General features: G+C 73.3%; 13 protein-coding genes. 1 reads left to right on the forward strand and 12 read right to left on the reverse strand.

The window, feature by feature from the left end; all coding sequences use genetic code 11:
* Window positions 1-8: 8 nt before the first annotated feature.
* The 11 genes from ABT300_RS06805 to ABT300_RS06855 form a co-directional block, all read right to left on the reverse strand.
* The gene (locus tag ABT300_RS06805; protein WP_351672881.1) at window positions 9-818 is read right to left on the reverse strand and encodes a sulfotransferase; all 810 of its coding nucleotides are present in this window, start codon (window positions 816-818) and stop codon (window positions 9-11) included.
* On the reverse strand, window positions 815-1,666 hold the full coding sequence (locus ABT300_RS06810; RefSeq protein ID WP_351672883.1) for a sugar phosphate isomerase/epimerase family protein: 852 nt from the start codon (window positions 1,664-1,666) through the stop codon (window positions 815-817). The genes ABT300_RS06805 and ABT300_RS06810 overlap by 4 nt, the downstream gene beginning before the upstream one ends.
* A gap of 56 nt (window positions 1,667-1,722) precedes the next feature.
* Window positions 1,723-2,457: a hypothetical protein gene (locus ABT300_RS06815; RefSeq protein WP_351672885.1), complete on the reverse strand. Its 735-nt coding sequence runs from the start codon at window positions 2,455-2,457 to the stop codon at window positions 1,723-1,725.
* Window positions 2,454-3,389 carry a Gfo/Idh/MocA family protein gene (locus ABT300_RS06820; RefSeq protein WP_351672887.1) on the reverse strand — a complete coding sequence of 312 codons (936 nt, stop codon included), beginning with the start codon at window positions 3,387-3,389 and terminating at the stop codon, window positions 2,454-2,456. The genes ABT300_RS06815 and ABT300_RS06820 overlap by 4 nt, the downstream gene beginning before the upstream one ends.
* Complete coding sequence (locus ABT300_RS06825) at window positions 3,386-4,942, reverse strand: Ldh family oxidoreductase (RefSeq protein ID WP_351672889.1); 1,557 nt, start codon at window positions 4,940-4,942, stop codon at window positions 3,386-3,388. Before ABT300_RS06825 ends, ABT300_RS06820 begins: the two co-directional genes overlap by 4 nt.
* Window positions 4,943-5,004: 62 nt before the next feature.
* Window positions 5,005-5,433, reverse strand: coding sequence for a VOC family protein (locus tag ABT300_RS06830; protein WP_351672891.1), 429 nt, complete (start codon window positions 5,431-5,433; stop codon window positions 5,005-5,007).
* Between the two features lie 58 nt (window positions 5,434-5,491).
* Window positions 5,492-6,787 carry an ATP-grasp domain-containing protein gene (locus tag ABT300_RS06835; protein WP_351672893.1) on the reverse strand — a complete coding sequence of 432 codons (1,296 nt, stop codon included), beginning with the start codon at window positions 6,785-6,787 and terminating at the stop codon, window positions 5,492-5,494.
* A gap of 26 nt (window positions 6,788-6,813) precedes the next feature.
* On the reverse strand, window positions 6,814-8,124 hold the full coding sequence (locus ABT300_RS06840; RefSeq protein WP_351672895.1) for an MFS transporter: 1,311 nt from the start codon (window positions 8,122-8,124) through the stop codon (window positions 6,814-6,816).
* On the reverse strand, window positions 8,117-8,884 hold the full coding sequence (locus tag ABT300_RS06845; RefSeq protein WP_351672897.1) for a polysaccharide deacetylase family protein: 768 nt from the start codon (window positions 8,882-8,884) through the stop codon (window positions 8,117-8,119). The genes ABT300_RS06840 and ABT300_RS06845 overlap by 8 nt, the downstream gene beginning before the upstream one ends.
* Window positions 8,881-12,000 carry a non-ribosomal peptide synthetase gene (locus ABT300_RS06850; protein WP_351672899.1) on the reverse strand — a complete coding sequence of 1,040 codons (3,120 nt, stop codon included), beginning with the start codon at window positions 11,998-12,000 and terminating at the stop codon, window positions 8,881-8,883. The genes ABT300_RS06845 and ABT300_RS06850 overlap by 4 nt, the downstream gene beginning before the upstream one ends.
* On the reverse strand, window positions 11,997-13,322 hold the full coding sequence (locus ABT300_RS06855) for a nucleotide sugar dehydrogenase (protein ID WP_351672901.1): 1,326 nt from the start codon (window positions 13,320-13,322) through the stop codon (window positions 11,997-11,999). The genes ABT300_RS06850 and ABT300_RS06855 overlap by 4 nt, the downstream gene beginning before the upstream one ends.
* A 343-nt stretch (window positions 13,323-13,665) precedes the next feature.
* Here ABT300_RS06855 and ABT300_RS06860 point away from each other — a divergent pair, with 343 nt between their 5' ends.
* The gene (locus ABT300_RS06860; RefSeq protein WP_351672903.1) at window positions 13,666-16,710 is read left to right on the forward strand and encodes a Tn3 family transposase; all 3,045 of its coding nucleotides are present in this window, start codon (window positions 13,666-13,668) and stop codon (window positions 16,708-16,710) included.
* Here ABT300_RS06860 and ABT300_RS06865 read toward each other — a convergent pair.
* Window positions 16,703-16,987 (reverse strand): hypothetical protein, encoded by a 285-nt coding sequence (locus ABT300_RS06865; protein WP_351672905.1) that lies wholly within the window; start codon window positions 16,985-16,987, stop codon window positions 16,703-16,705. The genes ABT300_RS06860 and ABT300_RS06865 overlap by 8 nt on opposite strands.
* Between the last annotated feature and the right edge of the window lie 38 nt (window positions 16,988-17,025).

Here is a 17,025-nt window from a genome sequence, read left to right on the forward strand (position 1 = left end):
GGGGATGGTCACCTCGGCGTGGTTGTCGTGAGGGCGGGAACGGCTGCCTGCTGCAGCGCCTCCCAGACGGCGGCGGTCTCCGGCGGCAGGGTGTCGTCGGCGTGGGCGGCCGGGTTGCGCGGGGCGAGTCCGGTCAGGTACGGGCGGAGGCTCATACCGGTGAACTCCTCCAGGCGGGCGGTCTCCTCGCCCCGGCACAGCGCCTGGTACTCGATGACCAGCCACCGCTCCGCCGGGACCCGCGGCGCGAAGTCCAGCCAGTGCGCGTTCCATGCGGTCCACTTGGCGAGCGCCGTGGCCTCGCTGACCGGCACCCACGGCCGGTCGCCGGTCCACCTCAGCATGGACCGCGCGGCCTCCAGGGGGTGGCGGACGAGCATCACGTACCGCGCGTCGGGCAGTACGTCGCCGAGCCAGGGCAGGTGCAGCAGGTACTCGTTGTACTTGTCGCCCCAGCAGGGCAGGTCCTGGTTGCTCTCGGTGAGGATGCGGCGGGCGAGGGCCGCGGGGTCGTCCCCGGCGGTGCCCTCGGCGACCTCTCGGGCGGCGGTGCGCAGGCTCTGCTCGACGCGGGCGCGCCAGGCGTCGACGCCCGCGCCGTCCGGCGGGCGGCGGTCGAGGGCGTGCAGGATCTCGTCCGTGCGTAGATGGCGGTCGGCCAGATCCTGCCGGGACAGCCAGCGGTGCAGCAGGTACAGCACCTTGCCGTTGACCGTGAAGTGGCCGCCGGCGTCGTGGAAGGCCAGGTTCAGGGCGTATGCGAACGCCGTGGTGCCGCAGCGCTGGGCGCCGAGCAGGATCAGCGGGGACGTGGTCATGCGAGGCCCTCCACCATCTCGCGCAGCAGCTCCATGCACTGCGAGCTGGCCTCGAAGCCGCCGGCGGTGAACTCCTCGCCCCACGGCTCGTCGCGCTGCTGCTGGGTCAGCGGCGGGCGACCGATCCGCCAGTGGGTCTCCAGGGAGAGCCAGCCGTCGTAGCCGTCCTCGGCGAGCCGGGCGAGGATCGCGGGCCACGGCAGGTCGCCGTGGCCCAGGCGGACGTAGGCGGTACGGCCGTCGGGGTCCTTCACGTGGACGTGCCGGATGCGTTCCCGGCCGAGCGCGTAGTCCTGCGGGAAGGGCGCGGGGTCCCAGCCGCTGAAGACGCTGTTGCCCGGGTCCCACAGGATGCCGAGCCGGTCGTCGCCGAGTTCGTCGAGGAACGCGAGGGTGTGGCGCATGGTGGGACTGTTGGTGCGCATGCCCGTCTCCACGACGAGCGGGACACGGTCGTGGGGGACGCCGTCCAGGACCTCCTGCGCGGCCTTCGCGGCGGCCCGCGGGTCAGGGTCGCCCTCGCGGTAGAAGGTGAAGACGCGGACGAACGGGGCGCCGAGCAGTTCGGCCCGCCGGACGGCGTCGACGACGAGGTCCCGTACGGCCGTGATCTCGGCGTCGGTGCGCGGCAGGGCGCACTTCAGGGCGGGCGGGTCGAAGCCGGCGACCGCGAGGCCGTGACCGGCGACAGTGTCGCGTACGGCGGTGAGCTGCGCGTCGCTCATCAGGTGCGGCGGGACGCCGCCGGAGGAGCGGATCTCCAGGCCGCCGAAGCCCAGCCGGGCGGTCTGCGCCGCGGCCGCCTCGATGTCCTGGGACAGCTCGTCGTTGATGATGGCGAGTCTCATGGGTGGGTCTTCTCCTCATGGAGGGGAGGGGGGTCGGGAACAGGGACCGTTTCGCGTCACGCGGTGGCGCGCGAGGCGCCGGCGGCGTACCAGTCGAGGAGCAGCGCGGTGTCCTCGGCGAGCGAGGGCGCCTTCGACTCGACGGTGACCGCGCGCAGCGCGCCGGCGGCGGCGAGCACCTCGCGGGTTGGGCCGGCGCAGGAGGCGAGGGGACGGTGCCGGGAGCCGGCCGGGTCCGCCCAGTCGAAGCCCTTGACCTGGCCGTACGTGGTCCAGGGGGCGAGCCGGGCAGCGGCCGCCGCGGGGTCGTCCGTGATGCGGGCGAGGCCCATGGTGTCGAGCAGGATGCCGGTGCCGGCACGCTCGCACAGGTCGACGAGTTCGCCGACCGGCGCGTAGCCGTGGTGGGTCTCGACGAGGACGAGACGGCTGTCGCCGGTCCGCGCGGTCACGGCCGCGACCTGGGCGAGCGTCAGCTCGTAGCGCCCGGGGGCCGTGCAGCCCTCGGCGGCGAACACCTTGACGGGCAGGCCCGGTTCCAGCCACGGCAGCGCGGCGCAGCCGTCCGCCGGGTGGGCAGGGTCGCCGAGGACGGTGCCGATGCCGACGAAGCCGACCTCGACACCGGCGGCCCGCAGTCCGGCCAGGCCGCCCGTGTCCTCCCAGGCGTGGCCCTTCCCGGCGCGTACGTCGACGGTGCCTCCGCCGAGCTCCAGGGTGAGCGCGGCGAGCGCGGCGGCGTCCAGGCCGGGGGCGGATCCGGACGAGAGGCCGACTCCGGTGGTGCTCATGAGGCCACCGCCAGCTCCCGCGCGACGAACGTCAGGATCTCCGTCACCGGGCGCGCGCCGTCCAGGTGGCAGCGCAGCGGCGGCCGTCCGGTCGTCATGGCCTCGGCCATCTCCTGGTAGACCATGCGCCGCAGTTCCGGGGTGGGCACGGTGGGCAGGGTCTGCTCGGTGTCGCCGATCTGCGTGGTGACCATGCCGTCGGCGATGCAGAGCCCCCCGTCGGGGCCGAGGATCTGCAGCCGTTCGCTGCGGACGGCCGACTCGGCGGTGACGGTGAACGCGAGGGTGGCACCGGCCCGGAACTCGATGTGCCCGGTGACCCGGGAGTCGATGCCGGGGGCGAGCTCCCGGCTGGGCGCGAGCCGTACCTTCTCGGGATGGCCGAGCAACTGGCAGGCGAGGTCGAGGTAGTGGACGCCGAGGTGGGCCGCGATGCCCCCGAACGCCTCGGCGGGGTCGCTGCGCCAGCCGGCCCTGCGGTAGTGGGCCGGCGGCCGGAACCGCGACACCTCCAGGACCGCCGTGACGGCGGGGACGGCCCAGTTCGCGGCCAGGGCGGCCGCGGGCAGCCGCATCCGGTGCTGCAGCATCACCCCGACCGGCCTCCCGGCGCGCCGGGAGGCGGAGCTCAGCAGGTCGATCTCGGTGGCGGACCGGGCGGGCGGCTTCTCCAGGAGGACGGCCTTGCCGGCCTCCAGGGCCTGGACCGCGAGTTCGGCCCGGTGGCCGGGCGGCAGGCACAGGGAGACCAGGCCGATGCGGGGATCGGCGAGGAGTTCCCGCCAGGAGCCCGCCCGGGGCAGTCCGGCGACGTCGACCGCCGGGTCCAGTTCGAGCACGGCCACGGTCCGGGCCGCGGGGTGCCCTTCGAGGGCGGCCGCGTGCTGCCGGCCCGCCGCCCCGAAGCCGACGAGGCCCACTCCGACGCTCATCGGGAGCCTCCCGGGACGGCTCTCGGCACGGCGGGGGTGCGGTCCGCGGTCCAGCCGAGCCGCTCGACGACCGCGAGCGGCACGGGTATGCCGTCGTCGCGGGCCGCCGCCTCGGCGAGCTCCTCCTGCTGTTCGGGCAGGTGGACGCGGGGGGCTCCCTCGGGGTAGCCGGCGGCGACGGCGTTCGAGAGCACGGTGAGCAGTTCGTCGACCGGCGGGTTGCCGAAGGCCGACGGGGACAGGGCGAGAAACAGCTGGGAGCAGTCCATGGCCCGGTCGGGTTCCGCGCGCTGCTTGTGCACCAGCGGGCTGACGATGTGACCGGCGAGGATGCCGGCGAGGACCTCGGTGATCACGGCGACGCCGAGTCCCTTGTGGCCGCCGAACACGGGGACGGCGCCGCCGCGGTCCAGCTCCTCCGGGTCGGTGGTGGGCCGCCCCTGGCGGTCCACCAGCCAGGTCGCGGGCACCGGTTCGCCGCGGTGGGCGGCGTGCCGGATCTTGCCGCTGGCGACGGTGCCGGTGGCGAAGTCCACGACGAGCGGCCGCTGTTCGCCGCGCGGGACCACCATACAGACCGCGTCGTTGCCGAGCGTGGGGCGCCCGGCGCCGGGGGCGGCGACGCTCGGCCCGGAGACGTTGAGCACCAGGCCGACGACGCCGTGCCGGACGAAGTGGTCGCGGTAGGCGGCGAGCATCCCGATGTGGTTGTTGCCGCGGACAGCCACGGCGGCCAGTCCGGTCTCGGCCGCCTGCCGGGCGCAGTGCGCGGCGGCGAGTTCGGCGGCGACCTGTCCGAAGCCGCCGCGGGCGTCGAGGACGGCGACGGGCCCGTCCTCGGAGTTCCATCCGGGCTCGGCGGCGGCGTCGATGCCGCCCTGCGCGAGCCGGTCGAGGTACATGGGGAGCAGACCGACGCCGTGCGAGAAGTGACCGCGCACGTCGGCGTCGACGAGCACCCGCGCGACGAGGGCGGCGCGCTCGGCGCCGACCCCGGCCGCGACGAGGGAGCCGACGGCCGCGTCGGTGAGGGCTCCCACGGAGAACCGGGCCTCGGGCTCCTGCGGGACGGGGGGCTTCGGGGGCCGGTTGAGGTGGACGACCCGGTCGGCGGTCGCCGCGGTCTCCGGGTCGGTGGTCACGAGGAGCACGCCGCTGCCACCGCGGGCGGCGGCCTGCGCGGGCGCCGTGTCCGGCGTGCCGGCGGCGGACCGGGTCGCGTCCACGACCACGACCGGACGCGGGTCGCCGCCGGGCAGCGGCTGCCCCGCCCGTACGACGCTCACGCCCGCCGGCCGTGCGGGGGCGACCCGCCGTGGGCGACCGCCGCCGCCCACGGTCATGGCCCCGTACTGGGCCCGCCGCCGTCCGTCTAGGACCTGCACCAGGGCGTCGGCCGCCTCCCTGTCGTCGGCGTGCACCGCGACGATCTCGCCAGCGGCGACGCCAGCGGTCAGCCCGGCGATCAGGATGCGCTCGGCCCCTTCGGGGCCCTCGGCCACGATCAGGTCCGCCACGCGGAGTGCGGGCGGCCTGCCCGCTGCTTCGGTCATCACTGGCCTCTCTTGGTGCCGTGGTACGGATCGGACGGCGGTGGACTCAGGAGTTCACCCGGTCAGGAGGCCTGGGGCTCCAGGAACTCCAGCCGGTTGCCGAGCTTGTCGAAGGCGTAGAAACGGTCGTGGCCGGGGAAGTTGTCGTCCCACGTCACCTCGTGGCCGCACTCTTCCAGGCGCTTCGCGAGGTCGCGCAGCGAGCGGACGAGGATGCCCGGGTGGGCCTTGCGGGCCGGGCTGAACTCCTGCTCCACGCCGAGGTGGACCTCCAGGCCGCCGCCGCGGAACCAGCAGCCGCCGCGGGCCGCGAGCACCGGCGGCTTCTCCAGCTCCGTCATGCCCATGACCTCACCCCAGAACTGGCGGCACAGGTCCTCGGCGCCGGCCGGGATGGCGAGCTGGACGTGGTGGAGGCCGCCGAAGGAGTACGCGGAGGCGGTCTCGGCGACGGTCTCTTCGGTAGTCTCGGCGGTGTTCTCGGTGGTCATGTTCAACTCTCTTTCGTGTGCGTGCTGTTGCGGTCGGTACGCGGGGGCCGACGCGAGGTCAGTTGGTGGCGGACGCCAGTGCGTCGTGACGGGCGGCCATGCCGTCGCTGCGGACGGTGAAGGACAGCTTCCGCACCCCCTCCTTGGCGCGCTCCAGCGCCTCGTCCGGAGTGCTTCCCACGGCGCAGACGTGCGCCCCGCGCGCGAACGAGCCTGTCACGCCGTCGAGTCGCTTGCCCGGCTCGCGCAACACCTCGACGTCCACGACGCCTTCGAGGGCTCGGGCCTCCTCCTCGCCGGTAACCTCGGTGATCTCGCCGACCGCGTCCGGGCAGGCGTACCAGATGGCGGCGGCGCGCGGCCCGTCCGTGGTCCGCGCGAGCGCGGCCCGTACGTCGTCGAGGACGCTGAGTCCGACGGCCTGGCGGGCGACCACGTCGATCAGGTCGACGCCGCTGATCCGCGCCCACAGTTCGGGGATCTCGTCGCCGGCGGGCCGCAGGTGGGTCTCCACGACGTGGACCGCGTCGGCGGCGACGATCACCTCGGTGTGGGTGACGCCGCGGCGCACCTCCAGGGCCGTGAGCATGTCCCGCACGGCGGTGGCGATGCGCTCCTCGTCGGCGCCGGGCAGCGGGGCGGGGACGACGTGCCCGACCTCGACGAAGTGGTCGTGCTCGGAGATCTTGCGGGTGATGCCGACGACGAGGTGCTCGCCGTCCTCGCTGACGCTCTCGACGCTGTACTCCTCGCCGCCGAGGAACGGCTCGACGAGCAGCTCGGGCGAGTCCAGGTCGCCGGTGCCGGTGGCGCCCCACTCCAGGGCGCGCTCGATGTCGGCGGGGCCGTCGATGCGGGTCACGCCCTTGCTGGCGACGCCCCGGACGGGCTTGCAGATCAGCGGGTAGCCGGTCTTCTCCGCGATCTTGAGGATGCCCTCGGCGTCGTGCACGGTCTCGGCCACGATGTCGCTGACGCCGGCGGCCGCGAGGACCCGCCGCATCTCGCACTTGTCGGCGACGGCGCGCACGGTCTCAGGGCTGTGCCAGGGCAGGCTGAGGTCGAGGCCGATGGCGGCGGTCTTCTCGGTGTCCTTCTCGGTGAAGTTGGTCAGCCGGTCGACCGGGTCGACGGCGTGCACGAACCGGGCGGCGGCCACCCACTCGTCGACGGGCGCGTCCTCCTTCAGCACGATCAGCCGCTGGATCTTCTCCCGGCTGCGCAGCCTGGGCACCACCTCCGGGCGGCAGATGACGGTCGTACGCAGGCCGGGCCAGGCGTCGCGGGCTCGGTCGGGCAGGTCGCGGCCGCCGCTGACGATCAGCAGGTGCATGGGGGGCGGGGTGTCGGACATGGAGCTCCTCCGTGGAGACGGGTGGGTCAGCGGCCGGTCGCGGTGGGCACGGCGGCGTCGGAGTCGGCGGCGTCGGCATCGGGCCGCTCCGGCACGGCCTTCGGCCGGGGCCGGGTGCCCGTCCAGCTGAGGGCGGCGGCCAGCGGGAAGCAGACGGCGAGGATCAGCCATCCGGCGGGTCCGGTCCGGGTCAGCAGCCACAGCACGACGGCCGGTCCGGCGATCTCGGCGGCCGAGAAGCCCAGGTTGAAGTAGGCGAGGTAGCGGCCCTGCGCGGCCTCCGGGGAGAGCGCGAAGGAGATCTCCCAGGACGACGCCGAGTGCAGCAGTTCGGCGACGGTCAGCAGCAGCAGCGCGGCCATGAGCGACACCGCGGCCCACAGCGGGGTCTTCACGACGCCGCTCGCAGCGAAGGCGCAGCAGGCGAACGTGAGCAGCAGGGCGGACCAGTTGGTGGCGCGGGTGGCGCTCGCCAGGTCGTCGATGTGCCGGGTCACCCTGACCTGGCCGAGCACGGTGATGACGGTGTTGGTGGTGACCAGGACGGTGATCATCCAGATCGGTGAGCGGGTGTGCTCGGCCACCCACAGCGGCAGCACGGTGATCAGGACGGCGTCGTGCAGGAATAGCACGCCGTTCGCGGCCATCGCGGCGGTGAACCGCCAGTCCCGGATCGGCGGGACGACGTCGGCGGCCGCGGACTTCTCCCCGTCCTTCTCCTTGGGGGCGCTGGGGCCGACCTTCGGCAGCAGGCAGACGAAGCAGAAGACGAACACGAAGCTGATCGCGTTGCCGATGAACAGCCAGCGGAATGCGGTCTCCGAGCCGGTGGTCAGCGAGATGCCGGCCAGCGCGAAGCCGACGGTGAAGCCGAGGTTGCGCAGGGCCCGGATGAACCCCATCGTGCGGTTGCGTTCCGTGCCGGTGATCAGCCGGCCCACCAGGGCCTGGTTCAGCGGCTGGCCCGCCCGGTCCATGACGAACAGCAGACAGGCCGTCACCACGAACTCGGTGAAGCCCTCCACGTTCAGGTACGCGAGATAGCCGATGGCCCGCCAGACGATCACGACGAGCAGCACGTTGCGCGGCCCGAATCGGTCCGCGAGCCGGCCCATGGGCACGGTCGTCGCCAGACCGACGACGCCCGCGATGCCCATGCCGAGGCCGAGCTGCGTCTCGGAAAGTCCGGCGAACCGGGTGAAGTACAGGGCCGAACCGGCCAGGAACATGCCGGTGCCGACAGAGCCGATGAGCGCGTTGAGCGCGATGATCCGGGATTCCCGGGTGGCGGGCATCGCCCCGAGGAACCGGGTGTACCAGGCGGTGCGTTCAGTCATGGGTCTTCCTTCCGGTCCACTGGTCCCGCCAGTGGTCCACCAGCGCGTCCCAGGCGTGGACCTGGCCTTCGGGCAGATAGGTGCGCCGGATCGCGTGCGGCTGCGCGGTCCACGGCTCGGCGGCCGAGCGCACGGTGCCGAACGCGAGGACGTCGTCCGGCAGCAGGTCGCCGGTGCCGGGGATCCCTCCGTACGGGTATGCGAACAGCCGTGCCGGGCCCGGCCCGTAGCGGGCCGCGACATCGGCGAGCGAGCCGCGCGTCTCCTCGCGCACCAGATCCGCGGGACTGCGGTCGAGGTGCGGGTGGGTGCGGGTGTGTGCGCCGATCAGGTGGCCGTCGGCGGCGAGCCGGTCGCACTCCTCGTACGTGAGGTGGTCCTCGCGCGGCCGGTCGCTGCGCCGCCCCAGCAGGCCGGTGCAGACGAAGAACAGCGCCCGCACGCCGAGCCGGTCCAGGATCGGGGCGGCGTGGGTGAGGTTGTCGCGGTAGCCGTCGTCGAAGGTGACGAGCACGCTGGGCCGGTCGGGCCGGTGCGGCCCGTCAGCGGCGAGCAGTCCGGCCGAGTCGTACGGCGCGAAGTCCTCGAGGACACGGGCCAGTCCGCGCTCGAAGTCGCCCGGGGTGAGCGCCGTGTAATGGCGCACGTCGGGGTGGACGTGGTGGAAGTAGAGCACCAGCGGCCAGCCGGCGGCACTGCCCGTGGCGGGCTGGTGCTCGTCGGGTATGCCGTCGATGTACGGGGCGGTGGGCGCGGTCATCGGGCGGCTTCGGAGGTCTCGTGGATGTCGTCCGCCACGGAGTCCGCCACCGGGTTCGCAGGGGAGTCCGGGGATTCCACCGTGGCCAGGACGCCGGTCATGACCCGCTCGACCGCTGCGGCCAGCTCCTCGATCCGCGCGGGATCGAAGCGGCCGGTGGAGTACTTGAGGCTCAGCTCCAGCTGACCGTCGACGATGTCGCCCTCCGCCATCAGCAGATAGCGCTCCCGCTGCAGCGGCGAGCGGTGCGCGCCGAAGCTCTCGCCGGCGGGGCGCAGCACCGCCCCGGGCGCCCGCTGTTCGAGCCGCAGCAGATGGCCGCGGAAGTTGAGCCGGACGGCGGGCCGGGGGCGGGCCTGCAGGGCGGCGCGTTCGGCGGCGACGGGCGAGGCGTACCGCAGCGCGTCGTAGCCGTACCGCCTCTCGGGCAGGGCGGTCAGCTCCGCCAGGGCGGCGTGCAGGGCGGCGAGGCCGTCGCCCTCCCAGCGCAGCACGGCGGGGAAGGTGCTCTGCACGTAGCCGACGGTGCGGGACAGGTCGAGGTCGCCGACGGAGACGTCGCGGCTGTGCGCGTACACGTCCACGCCGTGCACCGGCTCGCCGGTCCATGCGGCGAGGCCGCCGACGAGCGTGCCGAGGGCGAAGTCGTGCGGGGCGACGCCGCGGGCCGGCAGGACGTGGGTGACCAGCCGGGTGGCCTCGGCGGACAGCCGGAAGCGGTGGGTGCGCAGGCTGGGCAGCCGGTCGTCGTCGTCCCGGTCGGGCCGCAGCTCCGCGAACTCCCGGGTGCGAGCGGCCCAGACGTCCGCGTCCCGGCGGGCCTCGGGGCTGCCCAGCCAGGCGGCCGTGGCCGTACCGACCGCACGCGGTCCGGTCGCGGGCGGCTGGGCGGCGGAGCCGTCCGTGAGCAGGGCTTCGAGGTCGTCGACGAGGAGCCCCATGGAGACGCCGTCGAGCACGAAGTGGTGCACGGTCATTAGCAGCCGGGCCGTGCCGTCGCCGAGTTCCGCGTGGAGCAGGCCGAAGACCCGCCCGCCGGCCAGCGACATGTCCCGCTGCGCGGCGGCCAGTTCCGCCTCCAGGCGCGCCGTCCGCTGGTCGGGCGGTACGGCGGTGAGGTCGGCGTACCGGACCGCGCCGGGCGCGTCGGGTTCGGTCAGGGCTGCCGTGCCGTCGGCGTGCAGGACCGTACGGAGCGCGGGGTGCCGCCGCAGCAGGGCTTCCGCGACGGTGTGCAGCCGGTCCCGGGTCAGGCCGGGTTCGGCGGTGAACAGCGCGTTGAGGCAGAAGTGGTCCGGCTCGGGCAGCTCCCCGTCGTACAGCCAGCGCTGCTGCGCGGGCAGCAGGTCCAGCGGACCGGCAGGCTCCTCGCCGGTCGGCGCCACCGGCGCAGACCGTTCGCCGGCGCGGGCGACGGCGGTCCGGGCGGTGCGCCCGGTGAGCAGGTCGGCGGGGCGCATCGGCACGCCCTGGGCGCGCATCCGGGCGCAGACCCGCATGGCCATCAGGGAGTCCCCGCCGCGGGCGAGGAAGTCGTCGTCGGGGCCGAGGCCGGGGTCCTGCAGCAGTCCGCGCAGCAGCAGGACGACGGTGTCGAGCGGCGAGAGCCCGTCGTCGTCCGGGGGCCCGGCCGGGTCGGCGAGGAGCGCCGCGGCGGCGGCCGCGGCGGCGTGCCGGTCGGTCTTGCCCGAGGTGGTGAGCGGCAGCCTGTCGAGCAAGGCGATGCGGCCGGGCACCAGGTACGCGGGCACCCGTTCCCTCAGGTGGGTGCGGACGGCCTGCGGGTCGGGCCCGTCGGCGCTGCGGGCGAGGGCGGCCGCGAGGACGCGTCCGGCCGGGCCGCCGTCGACGGTGAAGGAGACTGCGGAGGTCACCCCCGGGACGCCGAGCAGATGGCGGTCGACCTCGTCGAGCTCGATGCGGTGGCCGCGTACCTTGACCTGGTTGTCGGCCCGGCCCAGGAACTCCAGGTGGCCGTCCTCGTGGCGCAGCACGAGGTCACCGGTGCGGTACATGCGCGCGGCGGGCTCCTCGGCGAACGGGTCGGGGACGAAGCGCTCCTCGGTGCGCGCCGCGTCGTACAGGTACCCCGCGGCGAGCAGCGGCCCGCCGATCCACAGCTCGCCGCTCTCGCCGGGGCCGACCGGCCTGCGGTTGTCGTCGAGCACGTGGAGCAGGCGGTCGCCGACCGGCCCGCCGATGGCCAGGCCGGCGCCGGCGGGCACGGGCGCGTGCGGCGGGAGCACCAGGGCGCTCGCGGTGATCACGGTCTCCGTCGGGCCGTAGCCGTTGACGAGGGTGGTGTGGCCGAGCGGGCCGCGCCGGTGGGCGCGGGCGTCGTCGGCGGTGGCGTTCTCGCTGCCGATGACGACGGTGCGGGCGCCGGTGAAGGACGGGCCCGTCGCTCCGTCGAGCTCCGCGCAGAGCATCCGCCAGTAGGCGGTGGGGAGTTGGAGCACGGTGACGTCCAGGGACGCGGCGAGCCCGGCCAGCGAGTCGGCGTCGGGGACGCCGCCGTCGTGGAAGGCGAGCGTGCCGCCGGCGGCCAGCGTGGGCCAGATCTCCTCCTGGGCGACGTCAAAGCCGATGCTGGCGAACTGCAGCACCGTGTCGTGCGCGGTCAGTCCGAGGAGGTCCTGCACGGCGGTGACGTGCCCGGCGAGCTGCGCATGTCCGACCAGGACGCCCTTGGGCAGGCCGGTGGAACCGGAGGTGTAGACGACGTACGCGGGCTCGTCGGAGCCGAGGTCCGCCCGGTCGGCCCCGGTCGAGACCGGTCCGGTCTCGGCGTCGAGGACTGCGACGGCCCGGGAGTGCCGCAGCAGATGGCCGCGGCGCTCGTCGGGGGTCGCGGTGTCGATCGGCAGGAACGCCGCCCGGGCCAGCCAGGTCCCGAGCATGGCGACGATCGCGTCCGGCCCGTTCGGCAGCCGTACGGCGACGACGTCCCCGTCCCGCACGCCCAGCCGTTCGAGGTCGCGGGCGGTGCTCTTGGCGCGCTCCCACAGCTCGGCGTAGGTGACGACGGAGCGGGGGGTGCGCAGGGCGACGGCGGCCGGTGCGGCGGTGACGCGCTCGCGGACGAGCGCGGCGACGGTCGGCAGGTGCGGGTTCACGAGGGCCGGACCTCCGCGGTGGTGGTGGCGGGACCGCACGGGTCGAGCACGAGCCGTGCCGACGCGAGGAGTTCGTCCCGGAACACCTCGTGGCGCTGGACGACGACCGTCAGGTCGGCGGCTGCGACGGCCGCCCGCAGGTCGTGGCTCGGGGTGAGCGGCCGGCCGCGTACGGCGAACGACTCCACGTACGGGTCGTGGAAGGTCACGTCCGCGCCGGCACCGAGCAGTTCGGCGGCCAGCGGCTCGGCCGGCGAATGCCGGGTGTCTGCGATGTCCGGCTTGTACGTGACGCCGAGCAGCAGGATTCGCGCACCGCGGACCGGCACACCGTGCCGGGCCAGGAGTTCGCGGGCGCGGGAGGCGACCCAGACGGGCATCGAGTCGTTGACGCGCTGGGCCTGTTCGGCCATCCGGAACGGCACGCCGGCCTGGGTGGCGCGGTGGACCAGGTACAGCGGGTCGACGGGGATGCAGTGGCCGCCGACGCCCGCGCCGGGGCGGAAGGGCGTGAAGCCGAAGGGCTTGGTGGCGGCGGCCTCGATGGTGTCCCACACGTCGACGTCGAGCCGGTGGCAGATCTGCGCGAACTCGTTGACCAGCGCGAGGTTCACCTGGCGGTAGGTGTTCTCGAGGATCTTCGCGGCCTCGGCCTCGCGCGGGGAGCGGGTGACGTGCACCCGCTCGGTCAGCTTTCCGTAGAACTCGGCGGCCCGCGTGCCGCATTGGGCGGTCAGGCCGCCGACGACCTTGGGCGTGTTGTGGAAACCGAACCGCGTGTTGCCCGGGTCGACGCGCTCCGGGGAGAACGCGAGGCCGAAGTCCAGACCCGCGACCAGTCCCGACTCCTCCAGGATGTCGCGGATGACGCCCTCAGTGGTGCCGGGATAGGTGGTCGACTCGACGATGATCAGCTGGCCTGGGGACAGATGGTGACGGACCGTCCGCGCCGCGGACAGCAGCGGCTCGAGGTCCGGCACGCCATGGGCGTCCACCGGGGTGGGCACGCACAGCGCGACGATCGAGCAGTCGCGCAGGAACGCCGGGTCGGTGGTGGCGTCCAGCAGCCCCGCGGTCGCGGCCAGTTCTCCGCCGGTGACGGTGTCCACCGGCGGTCGGCCGATGTTGACCTGGGCCACCAGGAAGTCGCTCAGGTCGAGGCCGCGGGTGCGGTAGCCGGCGGACGCGGCGGAGACGGCCAGCGGGAGCCCGGCGTAGCCGATGCCGACGACGGCGACCTCGACGGTGCGGGACAGGCTCTGCGTGCGGTCACGGGCGGCCGTGTCCACGCCTTCGGGCGGCGCGGCGGCGATGACGTCCATCTGTTGCTCCTGGGAGGCACGGGCTGGCCGTAGAGCGGCGATGGCCCCAGGTAACGCGCCACGTCCTTCCTGCCCGCACAGTGCCGGTAGACGTGTCCGGGGATTCATGGCGAGGACGTGCGGGTCGTGTGGCTGGAGATTCTCTACGGGGAAAGACGGAACCATGTGGTGATCAACAATTAATAAACGACCAGGACAGGGGGCATTTGTGGCTCCTGTTTACCCATGAGCACACGAACGGCAGCCGTGGAGTTGAGGTGACGGCTGGACAATGGGAGCCCGATGCCACGCCCACTGACTATGTGACTTAAGGTGAGCGCCGTCACAGCGCCAGCATGAAGCGATGGGGAGGGTGGGGCAGGTGGCGTTCCTGACCGACGAACAACGCCGCAACTACGGCACGTTCGCCGCCGTACCGGACGACGGTCAGCTCGCCGGGTACTTCCTGCTGGACCGCGACGCTCGGCGGCGGGCGATGGCTTGTCGGGGCGCGAGGTCGCAGCTCGGCTACGGCGTCCAGCTCGGCACCGTGCGGTTTTTGGGCACCTTCCTGGACAACCCCGAACACGCTCCCGCCGAGGTCGTGGCCTACGTCGCCGACCAGCTTGGCCACTCCCCGTCGGTGCTCGCCGGGTACGGCGCCGAGCGCACACGCTGGGACCACCAGAACGCCATCAAGGACGCCTACGGCTACAACGACCTCAAGGGCGATGCCTGGTGGAAGCTGGCCCGCTGGCTGTGGGACCGCTGCTGGTCGGGCAACGAGCGACCCCTCGCCCTGTTCGACCTCGCCACCCTGCACCTGGTCGAGAACAAGGTACTGCTGCCCGGCGCCACCGTCCTCGAACGCATGGTCACCTCCATCCGCGAGCACACCAACCGCAAGACCTGGCGCACCCTGGCCGCCCAACCCGACGCCGCCCAGCGGACCGCCCTGACCGCGCTGCTGCCGGTCGAGGACAGCCGCCGCACCTCCAAGCTGGACCGGCTGCGCCGCTCCCCGCGCGACATCACCGGCCCCGGCGCGGGCAAGGCCATCGACCGGTACATCGAGCTCAACAAGCTCGGCGCCCACGCCTGGGACCTGTCCGCCATCCCAGCTGGCCGCCTGCACGCGCTGTCCCGCCACGCCTCCTCGGTCCGCGCCCGCGCGGTCGCCGACCTCGCCGAGCCTCGGCGGATGGCCACCCTGGTGGCGTTCGCCGCCTCGATGCGGAATCGCGCCGCGGACGAGGCGATCGAGGTCTTCGACATGCTGATGTCCGACCTCGCCCGCACCTCAGCGAACCTGGCGGCCAAGCAGCGCATGCGCACCCTGGGCGACCTGGACTCCTCCGCCCTGATGCTGCGCGAGGCGTGGATCACCCTCAGCCACGCAGCCGCCGACCCCGAGGGTGACGTCCGTGGCGGCTTCGACCTGCTCGACATCACCGCCATGCACCAGGCCGCGCGCACCGTCGGCGAACTGGCCCGGCCCGAGGCCGAGACCATCGCCGCCGAACTGACCGCCCGTTATCGCACCATCAACCAGCCGCTGCGGCGCCTGGCCAAGCACCTCGGCCTGGAAGGCGTCGAAGAGGCCGGTCCCCTGATGGAGGCGTTGGCGTTCCTGCCGAAGCTGGAGCGGACCCTGGCCAAGAGCCGCCAGAGCGAACTGTTCCCCTCCGTCCCCGTCAAGCACCTCGGTCCCACCTGGCAGACGAGGGTCTTCCCCACCGAGGGCGAGCACGCCGGCGGCGTCGACAAGCACGCCTGGATCGTCGGCACCGCCGAGGCCCTACGCGGTGCGCTGCGCCGCCACGACGTGTTCGTGCCCGGCCTGGACAAGTGGGGCGACCCCCGCAAGGCCCTGCTCCAGGACGACGCCTGGGAAAACGCCCGCACGCGGGTATGCCGCAGCCTCGGCCTGTCCGAGAAACCCGGGGGCGACCTGGACCGCTGGTGCGGCGAACTCGACGACGACTATCGGCGCCTGGCCGCCGGCCTCGCCGACAACCCGCACGTCCGCATCGAGCAGCGCACCGAGAACGGCAAACTACGCGACCACCTCGTCCTCACCGGCCTGGACAAGCTCACCGAACCTGTCAGCCTCAAGGACCTGCGCGAGGCCGTTGACGCCCGCATCCCCACCGTCGACCTGCCCGAACTCCTCCTCGAAGTCCACGCCTGGACCGGGTTCCTGCACCACTTCCACCACGTCTCCGAGGCCAGCAGCCGCGCCGAACACCTCGTCGTATCGCTCGCGGCGGTTCTTGTGGCTGAAGCATGCAATATCGGGATTCAGTCGATGGTCTCCGAGGACGAGCCCGGCCGCTCCCGCGACCAGCTGTTCTGGGCCGAGCAGAACTACCTGCGCGCCGAGACCCTCCGCCTCGCCAACGCCGTCCTCGTCGACTACCAGGCCACCCTCCCCATCGTCGGGCACTGGGGCGGCGGCGAACTCGCCTCCGCCGACGGCCTGCGCTTCGCCACCCCGCTGCGGGTCCTCAACTCCGGGCCGAACCCGAAATACTTCGCCGCCCGCGGCATCACGCTCTACAACTACCTGTCGGACCAGTACAGCGGCTTCAATCACATCGTCATCCCGGGCACCCGCCGTGACAGCCTCTACCTTCTCGACGGCATCCTCGACCAGCCCACGTCGCTGAACCCCACCGAGATCGCCACGGACACCGCAGGCGCCTCGGAAATGATCTTCGGGCTGTTCCGGCTCCTGGGCTACCAGTTCTCCCCGCGCCTCGCGGACGCCGGACACACCCTGCTCTACCGCGCCGACCCGGCAGCAGACTACGGCCCGCTCAACCCGCTGACCGCTGGCCGCATCCGCATGCGGACCATCACCGAGAACTGGGACGACCTGCTGCGTCTGGCGGGCTCCCTGCGCGAGGGCACGGTCCGCGCCTCCCAGATCCTGCCCGTCCTCGCCGGTCAGGGCCGCCCCAGCCCGCTCGGCCGTGCGGTCATGCAGATCGGCCGCCTGGACCGCTCCGCCTTCCTCGCCCGCTACTACCACAGCGAACTCTTCCGCCGGAAGATCAACACCCAGCTCAACCGGCAGGAGTCCCGCCACGAACTCGCCCGCCGCATCTTCTACGGACAGAAGGGCGAACTGCGGCAGAAGTACAAGGAAGGGCAGGAGGATCAGCTGTCGGCGCTGGGACTCGTCCTGAATGCATGCGTTCTGTGGAATTCGGTGTATATCCAGGAGGCGGTCAACCAGCTCCGCGCCGAGGGTCACCACGTCTCCGACGCCGACCTGGCCCGGCTCTCCCCGCTCGGCCACGACCACATCCGCATGATCGGCCGCTACCACTTCCGGCTCTCGCCCGAACTCGCCGCCGGCAAGCTCCGCCCCCTGCGCACCATGCGGGAGGCCGTCGTCAGCTGACCGGCGGGCCGTCCCCGGCCTGCCGCTCGGCCAGCAGTCGCCGTACCTGCTCGTGCGACACGCCGCAGAACGCCCCGATCCGCCGCAGTCCCCATCCCTCGTCCGAGGCCGCCGCCATCGCCTCCACCCGGGCCTCGTCCAACGCGCCCACCAGTGCGCTCCGCAGCTCCTCCAGCAGACGCATCCGCAACGCCGGGGCCAGCCCGTCCAGCTGCTGGCAGAATCGCTCCACATCCGAGCGCAGGAACCCCACCTGAGGGTCACTCACCTCATCCACGCGGCACAGCGAACAGTCAGCCCAGCCCGGATGTCAAA

The organism is Streptomyces sp. NPDC001027 (assembly GCF_040299045.1).
GTDB lineage: Bacteria > Actinomycetota > Actinomycetes > Streptomycetales > Streptomycetaceae > Streptomyces.